This window comes from Streptomyces sp. NPDC032126 (assembly GCF_055580085.1).
This window is the reverse complement of record NZ_JBVIMA010000002.1, coordinates 906,319-918,746: the sequence shown is the minus strand read 5'-3', so window position 1 is coordinate 918,746 and position 12,428 is coordinate 906,319. Positions and strand designations below refer to the sequence as shown.

Genomic DNA, 12,428 nt, shown 5'->3' with positions numbered 1-12,428 from the left:
GTAACCGCACCGCCCGACCCCCGGAGGGAAAATGGCAGGGGAGCCGCAGGACGACTGCTTGTTCTGCAAGATTGTCGAAGGGCACATCCCGGCGACGATCGTCCGGGAGACGGAGACGACCGTCGCCTTCCGGGACATCAACCCCCAGGCGCCCACGCACGTCCTGGTGATCCCCAAGGTGCACTACGAGAACGCCGCCGAGCTGGCCGCCGCGGAACCGGGCGTCGCCGCCGACATACTGCGCGAGGCGAAGGCCGTCGCCGACGAGGACAAGCTGGAGAGCTACCGCATCGTCTTCAACACCGGCAGCGGCGCCGGCCAGACCGTCTGGCACACCCACGCGCACGTCCTCGGCGGCCGTGGCCTGCAGTGGCCCCCCGGATAGGCCGCCGTGTCCGTGCGTGAGCTGGTGGTCCTCGGCACCGCCAGCCAGGTCCCGACCCGGCAGCGCAACCACAACGGCTATCTGCTGCGGTGGGACAGCGAGGGCATCCTCTTCGACCCCGGTGAGGGCACCCAGCGCCAGATGGCGCGCGCCGGTGTCGCCGCCCACGACCTGAACCGGATCTGCGTCACCCACTTCCACGGCGACCACTGCCTCGGCCTCGCCGGGGTCATCCAGCGCGTCAACCTCGACCAGGTCCCGCACCAGGTCACCGCCCACTATCCGCGTTCCGGGCAGCGCTTCTTCGACCGGCTGCGGTACGCCACCGCGTACCGCGAGACCGTCGGCATCACCGAGGCCCCGGTCGACACGGACGGCGTCCTCGCCGCCACCCCCGCGTACACCCTGCACGCCCGCAGGCTCTCCCACCCCGTGGAGTCCTACGGCTATCTCCTCGTCGAGCCCGACGGCTGCCGCATGCTGCCCGACCGGCTCGCCGCGCACGGCGTCAAGGGGCCGGACGTGGGCCGTATCCAGCGCGAGGGCGTGCTCGGGGACGTCCGGCTGGAGGACGTCAGCGAGGTGCGGCGCGGACAGCGGTTCGCGTTCGTGATGGACACCCGGCTGTGCGACGGGGTGTACGCCCTCGCCGAGGGATGCGACCTGCTGGTCATCGAGTCGACCTTCCTCGACGAGGACGTCGAACTCGCCGTCGAGCACGGGCACCTGACGGCAGGTCAGGCCGCCGCCGTGGCCCGTGACGCCGGTGTGCGCCACCTCGTGCTCACCCACTTCAGTCAGCGCTACACCGAGCCGGAGGAGTTCGAGCGGCAGGCGCGGGCCGCCGGTTTCGAGGGGGAGCTGACCGTGGCGCACGACCTGCTCCGGGTGCCGGTACCGAAGCGTCGGTGAAACGGCCGTACGATATTTCGATGCCCCTCCCGAAAGCCGAACTGCACCTTCATATCGAAGGCACCCTGGAGCCGGAGCTGGCCTTCGCGCTCGCCGAACGCAACGGTGTGACGCTGCCGTACGAGAACACCGACGCACTGCGCCGGGCGTACGCCTTCGAGGACCTCCAGTCCTTCCTCGACCTCTACTACGAGCTGATGGCCGTCCTGCGCACCGAGCGGGACTTCGAGGACCTCGCCAACGCCTATCTGGCCCGCGCCGCCGCGCAGGGGGTGCGGCACGCGGAGATCTTCTTCGACCCGCAGGCCCATCTGTCCCGGGGTGTGCCCATGGGCGTGGTCGTCGAGGGGCTGTGGCGGGCGCTCGGCAGCAGCGAGGCCCGCCACGGTGTCTCGACCCGGCTCATCATGTGCTTCCTGCGCGACGAGTCCGCCGAGTCGGCCCTGCGGACCCTGCGCGCGGCCGAGCCGTACCTCGACCGGATCACCGGCGTCGGGCTCGACTCGGCCGAGGTGGGGCATCCCCCGGCGAAGTTCCGCGAGGTGTACGAGGCCGCCGCCGCGCTCGGGCTGCGGCGCGTCGCGCACGCCGGCGAGGAGGGGCCGCCGGAGTACATCACCGAGGCCCTGGACGTGCTCGGCGTGGAGCGCGTCGACCACGGGCTGCGCTGCATGGAGGACCCCGAGCTGGTGAAGCGGCTGGTGAGCGAGCGCGTTCCGCTCACCCTGTGCCCGCTGTCCAACGTGCGGCTGCGCGCCGTGGACACGCTCTCCGAGCACCCGCTGCCCGCCATGCTCGACGCCGGGCTGCTGTGCACGGTCAACTCCGACGACCCGGCCTACTTCGGCGGGTACGCGGGGGACAACTTCACCGCCGTACGGGACGAGCTGGGGCTGAGCGAGGAGCGGCTGCGGGAACTGGCCCGCAACTCCTTCCTCGCGTCCTTCCTGGAGGACGACGAGGAGCGGCGGACCCGGTATCTCGCGGAGGTGGAGGCCTACGAGTTCCGGTGAGCGCCGGACGGGCCGGCGGACGGGGCGCGCCGGACGGCCGGCCCGCCCGCAGCGCGACCAGCGTCATCGGCACCGCCACGATCAGCAGCCCGAGGCCGAGGACGACGCCCATCGCCGGGAACCCCGCCCGCTCCGACAGCATGCTCCCCGTCAGGGGCCCCGCCGCCGTCCCCAGGGAGGACGCCGAGCCGACGAGGACCGCCCAGCGGCCCCGCGGGTCGAGGGCGGCGGCGAGGCCGAGCAGATACGACAGGACGACCGGGTAGAGCACGTTCCAGGCGATCTCACCGGCCGCGAAGGTCACCGGACCGGTCGCCGACGCGCTCACCACCACACATCCGGCGATCAGCGCGGTCCCGGCCCCGATGGGCACCGCCCGCCCGAGCCGGGGCCCCAGCGCCCCCGCGCCCACCACCCCGAGCAGGCCCGCGCCCAGCGCCACGGCGAAGACGGCTCCGACGGCGGCCTCGGTGAGATGGGCCTGGGTCAGTCCGATGCGGCCGCTGACGCCCCACAGCGCGTTCTGCACGAGGGACCAGCCGGGCATGGCGGCGGTCAGCACGAGCCCGGCGCGCAGGTGGGGGAGCCGGGTGTCCGGGGCGGGGCCGCGCCGCCGCGCCGCCGCCGTCCTCTCCGGCAGACGCCGGGTCAGCGGCCATACGGCGACGGCGGTGAGCGCGATCGCGGCCAGGGGCTGTCCGTGTCCCGGGCCGAGGTGCGGGACCGTCAGACAGACGGCGGCCGCGAGCGCGGAGAGCACCAGCAGGCCGAGCGTGGAGACGCGGTGCGGATCGGGCTGGGCGGCGATGCGGGTGGCGGCGACCGTGGTGGCCGTACCGGAGCCGAGACCGCCGAGCACCGCGCCGGCGACGACGGCGGGGACGCACGAGGTGAGCGCCGCGCCGCCGTAACCGAGGACGGCGAGGGCCAGTCCGGCCCGGGCGAGGGTGCGCGCGCCGATCCGCTCCACCCGTGACCCGAACACGAAGCCCGCCGACGCGGAGCCCAGCAGAAGCGCGCTGCCGACGGCCCCCGCCCGGGTGGCCGTCAGCGGCAGTCCCGAGTCCAGCCGGCCGACGACGGTCGGCAGCAGATAGGGGGCGAGATACCCGGCCGTGAAAAGGGCGACGAGGGGCCAGAGGGTGGTGCGGGGGGCGGACACGGGCGTTCCCGGGGCGTGCGAAGTGAGCGGCTCTGAAGGGGGGATGGGCAACGGCCGTCGGCGGACGGGAACGCGCGGGCAATTTGTATCAAGCGTGTGGATCGAGAAGAAGGGGAGGGGGGTGTGGGGAGACTGTGATCCCGGACACGGGTGCCCGTTGACGGGCGGCCGTTCACGTATCTAACCTTCGGTCTTGTACGTGGATAGCCTCGATAGGGGGAGTTGAGCGGCGGCATGACCCGTGACCTGACCATCACCGAGGTACGGCTGACGCCGATCCTGGTCGCCGACCCGCCGCTGCTGAACACCCAGGGAGTCCACCAGCCCTACACCCCCCGGCTGATCGTCGAGATCGTGACCGCCGACGGGACCACGGGGCTCGGGGAGACCTACGGGGACACCAAGTACCTGGAGCTGGCCCGGCCCTTCGCGGAGAAGGTGAAGGGCCGCCAGGTCACGGATCTGAACGGTCTCTTCACGGTCGCCGACGAGGTCGCCGTGGACCGCTCCCGGGTGCGGGACGCCGTCGACGTGGGCGGACTGCGAGGCGTCCAGACCGCCGACAAACTGCGGCTGTCGGTCGTCTCCGCCTTCGAGGTCGCCTGCCTCGACGCCCTCGGCAAAGCGCTCGGACTGCCCGTCCACGCCCTGCTCGGCGGCAAGGTGCGCGACCGGGTCGAGTACAGCGCCTACCTGTTCTACAAGTGGGCCGGCCACCCCGAGGGCGTCGCGGCCGAGAAGGACGACTGGGGCGCGGCCCTCGATCCCGCCGGAGTCGTCGAGCAGGCACGGAAGTTCACCGAGCGGTACGGCTTCACGTCGTTCAAGCTCAAGGGCGGTGTCCTCCCGCCCGACCAGGAGATCGCGGCCGTGCGCGCGCTGGCCGAGGCGTTCCCCGGTCACCCCCTGCGCCTCGACCCCAACGGCGCCTGGTCCGTGGCGACCTCGCTGACGGTGGCCAAGGAGCTCGGGGACGTCCTGGAGTACCTGGAGGACCCCGCGCTCGGCACCCCGGCGATGGCCGAGGTGGCCGCCGGGACGACGGTGCCGCTCGCGACCAACATGTGCGTGACGACCTTCGATGAGATCCCGGAGGCGTTCACCCGGGGAGCCGTGCAGGTCGTCCTCTCCGACCACCACTACTGGGGCGGGCTGCGCAACACCCAGCAACTCGCCGCGCTGTGCCGGACCTTCGGGGTCGGGGTGTCCATGCACTCCAACACCCACCTGGGCATCTCCCTGGCGGCGATGACCCACGTGGCGTCGACCGTCCCGAACCTCCACCACGCGTGCGACTCCCACTACCCCTGGCAGTCCGAGGACGTCCTCACCGAACGCCTCACCTTCACCGACGGCCGGATGACCGTCTCCGACGCCCCGGGCCTCGGCGTGGAACTGGACCGCGACCGCCTGGCCTTGCTGCACCGGCGCTGGCTGGACGACGACGGCACCCTGCGCGACCGCGACGACGCGGCGGCCATGCGGGTCGTGGACCCGGGGTGGGTCACACCCGCCGTGCCACGCTGGTAGCGGCCGCCGACGCGGCGTGACGGACGGGGTGTTGTCAGTGACGTGGTGCACACTGGCCAGATCAGCACCATGCCAGGGAGCGCACCGTGATCGCGTCCACCGCGTCCCCCGCCGAGGGGCACCCCAGCCCGGCCCGGGTAGACCCCCTCGCCGCCCTGCGCGCCCCCGACGACCCGCCCTGGGACGTCTATCTGACCGGCACCGTCTTCCTCGACATCATCTTCACCGGTCTCGACTCCGCCCCCGTGCGCGGCACCGAGTCCTGGGCGCGCGGCATGGGCTCCAGCCCCGGCGGGGTCGCCAACATGGCGACGGCCCTCGCCCGCCTCGGCCTGCGTACGTCCCTCGCCGCGGCCTTCGGCGACGACCACTACGGCGAGTACTGCTGGGACGCCCTCGAACAGGGCGAGGGCATCGACCTCTCCCCGTCGCGCACCGTGCCCGGCTGGCACTCCCCGGTCACCGTCTCCATGGCGTACGAGGGCGAGCGCACCATGGTCTCCCACGGCCACGAGCCGCCGCCCGAGGAGCCCGCGCCCGACTGCCCGCCCCGCGCGCGTGCCGCCGTCGCCTCGCTCACCCCCGGCAAGCCCGCGCCGTGGATCGCGCAGGCCGCCGCCCGGGGCACCCGGATCTTCGGGGACGTCGGCTGGGACGACACCGGCGCCTGGGACCTGGCGGGACTGACCGACCTCGCCCACTGCGAGGCCTTCCTGCCGAACGCCGAGGAGGCCATGCGCTACACCCGCACCGACTCCCCGCGCACCGCCGCCCACGCCCTCACCGAACACGTACCGGTCGCGGTCGTCACCCTCGGTGCCGAAGGGGCCTACGCGGTGGACCGGCGCACCGGTGAGACCGCCGAGGTGCCCGCGATCGCCGTCGAGGCCCTCGACCCGACCGGCGCGGGCGACGTCTTCGTCGCGGGCTTCGTCACCGGCACCCTGGCCGGCTGGCCGCTCGCCGACCGCCTGGCCTTCGCGGGCCTCACGGCGGCCCTCTCGGTCCAGGAGTTCGGCGGCTCGCTCTCGGCCCCCGGCTGGGCGGAGATCGCAGCATGGTGGCGCAAGGTCCAGTCCCTCACGACCCAGGACAGACAGGCACTGCGCCGCTACGCCTTCCTGGAGAACCTGATCCCGGCGGAGGAAGCCCGCCCCTGGCCGCTGCGCCGAGCGGTCCCGACGATCGGCTTCGGCAGATCCGCCTGAACCAGGCGTGACCGTCCCCCACCGCCCGCAGCCGACGACGGACCCCGGTAGGAAAAGCCCTACGGCGATGTCAGCACCGCGTCGTAAGCTTGATTACGCGAGGCCGCCGTCAGCTACGCGGCCGTGACAAGGAGGAACCGCAGGCCTTCAGCGCCGGCCCATGACTCAGACACCCACAGCTCACACACCCGCGCAGGGGCAGGCGAGAGCAGAGTTCACCGTTCCCGCCCAGCATCCGATGGTGACGGTGCTGGGATCCGGAGACTCCCTGCTGCGCGTGATAGAGAAGGCCTTCCCGGCGGCCGACATCCACGTCCGGGGCAATGAGATCAGCGCGGTCGGCGACTCCGCGGAAGTCGCCCTGATCCAGCGCGTGTTCGACGAGATGATGCTCGTGCTCCGCACCGGGCAGCCGATGACGGAGGACGCAGTGGAACGCTCGATCGCCATGCTGAAGGCGAGCGAGGCAGGGACGAGCGACGGCCAGGAGACCCCGGCCGAGGTACTGACGCAGAACATCCTGTCCTCGCGCGGCCGCACCATCCGCCCCAAGACCCTCAACCAGAAGCGGTACGTCGACGCGATCGACAAGCACACCATCGTCTTCGGCATCGGCCCCGCCGGCACCGGCAAGACGTATCTGGCGATGGCCAAGGCGGTCCAGGCCCTTCAGTCCAAGCAGGTCAACCGCATCATCCTGACCCGCCCCGCGGTCGAGGCCGGCGAACGCCTCGGCTTCCTGCCCGGCACGCTCTACGAGAAGATCGACCCGTACCTGCGCCCGTTGTACGACGCGCTGCACGACATGCTCGACCCCGACTCGATCCCCCGCCTCATGGCCGCCGGGACCATCGAGGTCGCCCCCCTGGCGTACATGCGCGGCCGCACGCTCAACGACGCCTTCATCATCCTCGACGAGGCCCAGAACACCTCGCCCGAGCAGATGAAGATGTTCCTCACCCGGCTCGGGTTCGACTCCAAGATCGTGATCACCGGTGACGTGACCCAGGTCGACCTGCCCAACGGCACCAAGTCGGGTCTGCGGCAGGTGCAGGAGATCCTGGAGGGCGTCGAGGACGTCCACTTCTCCCGGCTCACGTCCCACGATGTCGTACGGCACAAGCTCGTCGGCCGTATCGTCGACGCGTACGAGAAGTACGACAGCACGCACGGCACCGAGAACGGCACCCACAAGGACAAGGGCGGCCGGGGCCGGTCCGGGCACAAGGGGAAGTAGACACAGCAGCACCATGTCGATCGACGTCAACAACGAGTCCGGAACCGAGGTCGACGAGCAGGCGATCCTCGACATCGCCCGCTACGCGCTCGCACGGATGCGCATCCACCCGCTCTCCGAGCTCTCGGTGATCGTCGTGGACGCCGACGCCATGGAGCAGCTGCACATCCAGTGGATGGACCTGCCGGGGCCGACGGACGTCATGTCCTTCCCGATGGACGAGCTGCGGCCGCCGTCCAAGGACGACGACGAGCCCCCGCAGGGCCTCCTCGGCGACATCGTGCTGTGCCCCGAGGTCGCCAAGAAGCAGGGTGAGGAGGCGCCCACCCAGCACTCCATGGACGAGGAACTCCAGCTGCTCACCGTCCACGGCGTGCTGCACCTGCTCGGGTACGACCACGAGGAGCCCGACGAGAAGGCCGAGATGTTCGGGCTGCAGGCCGCCATCGTCGACGGCTGGCGTGCGGAGAAGGGCCTGACCGGCCCGTCGCCGGCGCCGACCGTCTCGTAAGAGGGCCGCCCGGATGAGTCCGCAGATCGTCCTCGGGGCGATCGCCCTGGTCGTCGTCGCCTGGCTCGCCGCCTGCGCCGAGGCGGGCATCGCGCGCGTCTCCAGCTTCCGCGCCGACGAGGCGGTGCGCACCGGCCGCCGCGGCAGCGCGGGGCTCGCCCAGGTCGCCGCCGATCCCACCCGCTATCTCAACGTGGCGCTGCTGGTCCGCGTCGCCTGCGAGATGGCGGCGGCCGCGCTGGTCACGTACGCCTGTCTGAAGGAGATCGACGGGACCTGGCAGGCCCTGCTCGCCGCGATCGGCGTCATGGTCCTGGTGTCCTACGTGGCCGTCGGGGTCTCCCCGCGCACCATCGGCCGCCAGCACCCGCTGAACACCGCCACGGCGGCGGCGTACGTGCTGCTGCCGCTGGCGAAGATCATGGGGCCGATCCCGTCCCTGCTGATCCTCATCGGCAACGCGCTCACCCCCGGCAAGGGCTTCCGCCGCGGCCCCTTCGCCTCCGAGGCGGAGCTGCGCGCGCTGGTCGACCTCGCCGAGGCCGAGTCGCTCATCGAGGACGAGGAGCGCCGCATGGTGCACTCGGTCTTCGAACTCGGCGACACGCTCGTGCGGGAGGTCATGGTCCCGCGGACCGATCTCGTCGTCATCGAGCGCTACAAGACGATCCGTCAGGCCCTGACCCTCGCCCTGCGCTCCGGCTTCTCGCGCATCCCGGTCACCGGGGAGAGCGAGGACGACATCGTCGGGATCGTCTACCTCAAGGACCTGGCCCGCAAGACGCACATCAGCCGGGACGCCGAGTCCGAGCTGGTGTCCACGGCCATGCGGCCGGCCGCCTTCGTCCCCGACACCAAGAACGCCGGCGACCTGCTGCGCGAGATGCAGCAGGACCGCAACCACGTCGCCGTCGTCATCGACGAGTACGGCGGCACCGCCGGCATCGTCACCATCGAGGACATCCTGGAGGAGATCGTCGGCGAGATCACCGACGAGTACGACCGTGAGCTGCCGCCGGTGGTGGAGCTGGGCGACGACCGCTACCGGGTCACCGCCCGCCTCGACATCACCGACCTGGGCGAGCTGTACGGCCTGGAGGAGTACGACGACGAGGACGTGGAGACCGTCGGCGGCCTGCTGGCCAAGGCCCTCGGGCGGGTGCCGATCGCCGGTGCCTCGGCCGCCGTGGAACTGCCCGACGAGCGCAAGCTGCGGCTGACCGCGGAGGCCGCCGCCGGCCGGCGGAACAAGATCGTGACGGTGCTGGTGGAGCCGGTGGACTTCCCGGACGAGGAGACGGAGGGCGAGTGACTCCGCAGGAACTGCGCACCCTGTGCCTGTCGTTCAACGCGGCCGTGGAGGAGTTCCCGTTCGCCCCGGAGATCTCCGTCTTCAAGGTGCTCGGCAAGATGTTCGCCCTGAGCTGGCTCGACGCCAGCCCCCTGAAGGTCAACCTCAAGTGCGACCCGGAGGACGCGGTCCGGCTGCGCGGTGAGCACCCGGGCCTGATCGCCCCCGGCTACCACATGAACAAGCGCCACTGGAACACCGTCACCGTCGACGGCGAACTCCCGGACCGGCTGGTCCGGGAGCTGGTGGAGGACTCCTACGATCTCGTCGTCGCCGGGCTGCCACGCGCCGAGCGGCTACGCCTCGACCGTCCCTGAGCGGCGGCCCCGCAGACCGAGACCGATCAGGACGGCCGCCGCGACGGTGATGGCCGCGTCCAGGGCCAGCACCGTGTGCACGCCCGCCAGCAGGTCGTCCGTCGTCGTCGCGAGGACGCCCAGCAGCGGGATGCCCACCGTGAGGCCGACCTGCTGGGTCGAGGTGACCAGACCGGTGGCCAGCCCCTGCTCCTCGTCCGGCACACCCGAGGTGACCGTCAGGCCGTACGAGATGATCGCGCCCAGGTGGAACATGCTGGCCAGGGAGACCGCGGCCGTCGCGATCCAGACCGACCAGCCGTGGGTGTCCAGCGCGAGCAGCGCGGCCACCAGGACGCCCTGTCCGGCCAGGGAGAAGGCCAGCGTACGGCGGGCGCCGAGGCGGCCGATGACCTTCGGGGCGTAGGCGCCGGCCACCGCGGAGAGCGCGCCCTGCACGCCGAAGACGAGGCCGGTCCTGAAGGCCGACAGGTGCAGGATCTCCTGGAGGTAGAGGGTCAGCACGAAGACGACCGTCGACATCATCGAGAAGGTGACCAGGCCGCCCAGGTTGCCCCACGCGACCGTGCGGCGGCGCAGCATGGGCAGGGAGACCAGCGGGGCCGGGCTGCGCGACTCGACCAGGGCGAAGGCCGTCAGCAGGGCCAGGCCGGCGATCAGCGTCGTGATCACGTCGGGGCGGGCGAAGCCGTGGTCGGCGGCCGTCGACAGGGCGTAGATCAGGGAGAGCAGACCGCCGGTGACGGTGATCGCGCCGGGCACGTCCAGGCGCGGACGCTCCGGGGTGCGGGACTCCGGCAGCAGGCCCGGGGCCAGCGGCAGCACGACCAGGGCGAACAGCGACAGCAGGCCCATCGTCGAGCGCCAGCCGAGCGCGTCGGTGAGCAGGCCGCCGGCCACCATGCCGACGGTGAAGCCCAGCGACAGCAGGGTGCCGGAGATGCCGAGGGCGCGATCGCGCGCCGGGCCCTCCGGGAAGGTGGTGGTCAGCAGCGACATGCCGGTCGGCACGATCGCCGCCGCGCCCAGGCCCTGCAGCGCCCGGCCGGCCAGGAAGGACGCCGGGTCCCAGGCGAACGTGGCCAGCAGCGAGGCCACCCCGAACAGGGCCAGGCCGGTCAGGAACAGCCGGCGGCGGCCGTAGAGGTCGCCGACGCGGCCGAACAGGAGCAGGAAGCCGCCCGAGGGCAGGGCGAACGCGGTGACCGCCCACTGCAGGGCCGAGGTGCTCATGCCGAGGTCGGCGCCCAGGTCGGGCAGGGCCACGTTCAGGACGGAGAAGTCCAGGGCGACCATGAACTGGGCGGCGCACAGCACGAACAGGACGAGCTTGTCGCGCGGGGAGAGCCGGGGGGTCGTGTCGTGGAGGAGCGGGTCGCGTACGGGAGTTGGTGTGTCGATCGCCATGGGAAGAGCCTGCGGCCGACGGAATACGGGTGGGGAGTCGGCACTTATCGTGGTGGTGGCACCACCAGACACGCGAGGGGGAGCGATACGTGGCTGACGCCCTGAAGAGCGGTCGGCGCAGCGAGCTGCGCGAGTTCCTGATGAGCAGGCGGGCCCGGGTCTCGCCGTCCGAGGCCGGGCTGCCCGGCGGCGCGCGGCGGCGTACGCCGGGGCTGCGGCGCGAGGAGGTGGCCGTGCTCGCCGGGGTGGGCGCCTCCTGGTACCAGTGGCTGGAGCAGGGGCGGGACATCTCCGTCTCGCCGCAGGTGCTGGACGCGGTGGCCCGGGTGCTGCGGCTCAGCAACGCCGAGCGCCGCCATCTGTACGTCCTGGCCGGGCTGAATCCGCCGTCGCCGGAGCCGGCGCCCGATCACGGCTGCGAGGGCCTGCGGCGGCTGATCGACACCTGGATGCCGTATCCGGCGCACATCATGGACCGGTACTACAACTGCGTGATGTACAACGACGCCGCGGGCTGGGTGCTGGGCATGCGGCCGGAGAACACCCAGAACTGCCTGGTCGACTTCTTCACCGACCAGCTCTACCGCTCCCGTTCCCAGAGCTGGCAGGTCAACGCGCGCACCGTCGTGGCGCAGTTCCGGGCGGCGACCGCGTCCCGGCCGGACGACGAGCGGTTCCAGGCGCTGGTGGCGGAACTGACGGAGCTCAGCGAGGAGTTCGCCGAGCTGTGGGAGCGGCGGGACATCCAGGACGCGGGCGTGATCCGCAAGGAGCTGGAGCATCCGCTGGTCGGGCTGCTGTGCGTTGAGTCGACGGCGCTGCGGGTGCCGGCGCGCCCCGACCTGACGATCGTGCTGCACACCCCGCTGGACGAGGCGAACACCGTGGCGAAGCTGGAGTGGCTGGCGTCCCCGGAGGGGCGGCGCGGGGCGATGTACCCCGTGGCGGGCTGAGCGGGGGCGCGCTTCGTATGCTCGGGGGCATGACCGAGAGCAACGCGCTTGATCCCGAGGACCGCAAGATCGTCACCCTGGCCCGTTCCGCGCGGGCCCGCAACGGGGTGCCCGAGGGGGCGGCCGTACGGGACGACACCGGGCGTACGTATGTGGCGGGGACGGTGGAGCTGCCGTCCCTGAGGCTGAGCGCGCTGCGCACCGCCGTGGCGATGGCGGTGGCTTCCGGGGCGACGTCGCTGGAGGCGGCGGCGGTGGTGACGGAGGCGGAGGGCGCCGGTGCGGAGGATCTGGCGGCGGTGCGCGACCTCGGCGGCGCGGGGACCCCGGTGCTGCTGGCCTCGCCGGACGGCACGGTCCGCCTGACCGTCCCGGCCGGCTGAGCTGCTGGGGGCCGCGCCCGCAGCTTCAGGGTGACCTGGAGGGAAGCTGACGGTCCATC

At 72.0% G+C, this 12,428-nt stretch carries 12 protein-coding genes and 1 pseudogene; 11 read left to right on the top strand and 2 right to left on the bottom strand.

All coding sequences use genetic code 11. The features are described from left to right. Window positions 1–31 precede the first annotated feature (31 nt). From ACZ5NW_RS12640 to ACZ5NW_RS12630, 3 genes are read left to right on the top strand one after another with little or no spacing between them, the layout of a single operon-like run. The gene (locus ACZ5NW_RS12640; protein ID WP_468743799.1) at window positions 32–385 is read left to right on the top strand and encodes a histidine triad nucleotide-binding protein; all 354 of its coding nucleotides are present in this window, start codon (window positions 32–34) and stop codon (window positions 383–385) included. Window positions 386–391: 6 nt separating this feature from the next. Then, window positions 392–1,297 (top strand): ribonuclease Z, encoded by a 906-nt coding sequence (locus tag ACZ5NW_RS12635; RefSeq protein WP_468743798.1) that lies wholly within the window; start codon window positions 392–394, stop codon window positions 1,295–1,297. Window positions 1,298–1,317: 20 nt separating this feature from the next. Next, window positions 1,318–2,310, top strand: coding sequence for an adenosine deaminase (locus ACZ5NW_RS12630; RefSeq protein WP_468743797.1), 993 nt, complete (start codon window positions 1,318–1,320; stop codon window positions 2,308–2,310). Here ACZ5NW_RS12630 and ACZ5NW_RS12625 read toward each other — a convergent pair. After that, window positions 2,243–3,472 (bottom strand): annotated as a pseudogene (locus tag ACZ5NW_RS12625) (MFS transporter); the annotation flags it as partial. The gene ACZ5NW_RS12630 and the pseudogene ACZ5NW_RS12625 sit on opposite strands and share 68 nt — an antisense overlap. A gap of 234 nt (window positions 3,473–3,706) precedes the next feature. Here ACZ5NW_RS12625 and ACZ5NW_RS12620 point away from each other — a divergent pair. The 6 genes from ACZ5NW_RS12620 to ACZ5NW_RS12595 all read left to right on the top strand — a co-directional run bounded on the left by ACZ5NW_RS12620 (window position 3,707) and on the right by ACZ5NW_RS12595 (window position 9,626). Beyond that, window positions 3,707–5,002, top strand: coding sequence for a glucarate dehydratase family protein (locus ACZ5NW_RS12620; protein WP_468743796.1), 1,296 nt, complete (start codon window positions 3,707–3,709; stop codon window positions 5,000–5,002). 86 nt (window positions 5,003–5,088) lie between these two features. Further along, window positions 5,089–6,210: a carbohydrate kinase family protein gene (locus ACZ5NW_RS12615; RefSeq protein WP_468743795.1), complete on the top strand. Its 1,122-nt coding sequence runs from the start codon at window positions 5,089–5,091 to the stop codon at window positions 6,208–6,210. Window positions 6,211–6,370: 160 nt separating this feature from the next. Beyond that, window positions 6,371–7,447: a PhoH family protein gene (locus tag ACZ5NW_RS12610; RefSeq protein ID WP_468743794.1), complete on the top strand. Its 1,077-nt coding sequence runs from the start codon at window positions 6,371–6,373 to the stop codon at window positions 7,445–7,447. Window positions 7,448–7,460: 13 nt separating this feature from the next. Further along, window positions 7,461–7,958 (top strand): rRNA maturation RNase YbeY, encoded by a 498-nt coding sequence (gene ybeY / locus ACZ5NW_RS12605; RefSeq protein WP_142151884.1) that lies wholly within the window; start codon window positions 7,461–7,463, stop codon window positions 7,956–7,958. A gap of 13 nt (window positions 7,959–7,971) precedes the next feature. Further along, window positions 7,972–9,270, top strand: a complete 1,299-nt coding sequence (locus tag ACZ5NW_RS12600; RefSeq protein WP_468743793.1) for a hemolysin family protein — start codon at window positions 7,972–7,974, stop codon at window positions 9,268–9,270. Beyond that, window positions 9,267–9,626, top strand: a complete 360-nt coding sequence (locus ACZ5NW_RS12595; protein ID WP_468743792.1) for an MmcQ/YjbR family DNA-binding protein — start codon at window positions 9,267–9,269, stop codon at window positions 9,624–9,626. The genes ACZ5NW_RS12600 and ACZ5NW_RS12595 overlap by 4 nt, the downstream gene beginning before the upstream one ends. Here ACZ5NW_RS12595 and ACZ5NW_RS12590 read toward each other — a convergent pair. Further along, entirely contained in the window at window positions 9,606–11,033 is a 1,428-nt protein-coding gene (locus ACZ5NW_RS12590; protein ID WP_468743791.1) for an MFS transporter, read from the bottom strand. The two genes, ACZ5NW_RS12595 and ACZ5NW_RS12590, sit on opposite strands and share 21 nt — an antisense overlap. Before the next feature lie 140 nt (window positions 11,034–11,173). Between ACZ5NW_RS12590 and ACZ5NW_RS12585 the strand changes: the two genes are divergently transcribed. Both ACZ5NW_RS12585 and ACZ5NW_RS12580 read left to right on the top strand, forming a co-directional pair. Then, complete coding sequence (locus ACZ5NW_RS12585) at window positions 11,174–11,986, top strand: helix-turn-helix transcriptional regulator (protein ID WP_468743879.1); 813 nt, start codon at window positions 11,174–11,176, stop codon at window positions 11,984–11,986. Between the two features lie 29 nt (window positions 11,987–12,015). Continuing rightward, complete coding sequence (locus ACZ5NW_RS12580; protein WP_468743790.1) at window positions 12,016–12,369, top strand: cytidine deaminase; 354 nt, start codon at window positions 12,016–12,018, stop codon at window positions 12,367–12,369. The last annotated feature ends 59 nt before the right edge of the window (window positions 12,370–12,428 follow it).

Excerpts from the sequence above, each read along its gene's own strand:
- ACZ5NW_RS12640 (WP_468743799.1), top strand. The coding sequence starts at position 32 with ATGGCAGGGGAGCCGCAGGACGACTGCTTGTTCTGCAAGATTGTCGAA.
- ACZ5NW_RS12630 (WP_468743797.1), top strand. The coding sequence starts at position 1,318 with ATGCCCCTCCCGAAAGCCGAACTGCACCTTCATATCGAAGGCACCCTG.
- ACZ5NW_RS12620 (WP_468743796.1), top strand. The coding sequence starts at position 3,707 with ATGACCCGTGACCTGACCATCACCGAGGTACGGCTGACGCCGATCCTG.
- ACZ5NW_RS12610 (WP_468743794.1), top strand. The coding sequence starts at position 6,371 with ATGACTCAGACACCCACAGCTCACACACCCGCGCAGGGGCAGGCGAGA.
- ybeY (WP_142151884.1), top strand. The coding sequence starts at position 7,461 with ATGTCGATCGACGTCAACAACGAGTCCGGAACCGAGGTCGACGAGCAG.
- ACZ5NW_RS12600 (WP_468743793.1), top strand. The coding sequence starts at position 7,972 with ATGAGTCCGCAGATCGTCCTCGGGGCGATCGCCCTGGTCGTCGTCGCC.
- ACZ5NW_RS12590 (WP_468743791.1), bottom strand. The coding sequence starts at position 11,033 with ATGGCGATCGACACACCAACTCCCGTACGCGACCCGCTCCTCCACGAC.
- ACZ5NW_RS12585 (WP_468743879.1), top strand. The coding sequence starts at position 11,174 with ATGAGCAGGCGGGCCCGGGTCTCGCCGTCCGAGGCCGGGCTGCCCGGC.
- ACZ5NW_RS12580 (WP_468743790.1), top strand. The coding sequence starts at position 12,016 with ATGACCGAGAGCAACGCGCTTGATCCCGAGGACCGCAAGATCGTCACC.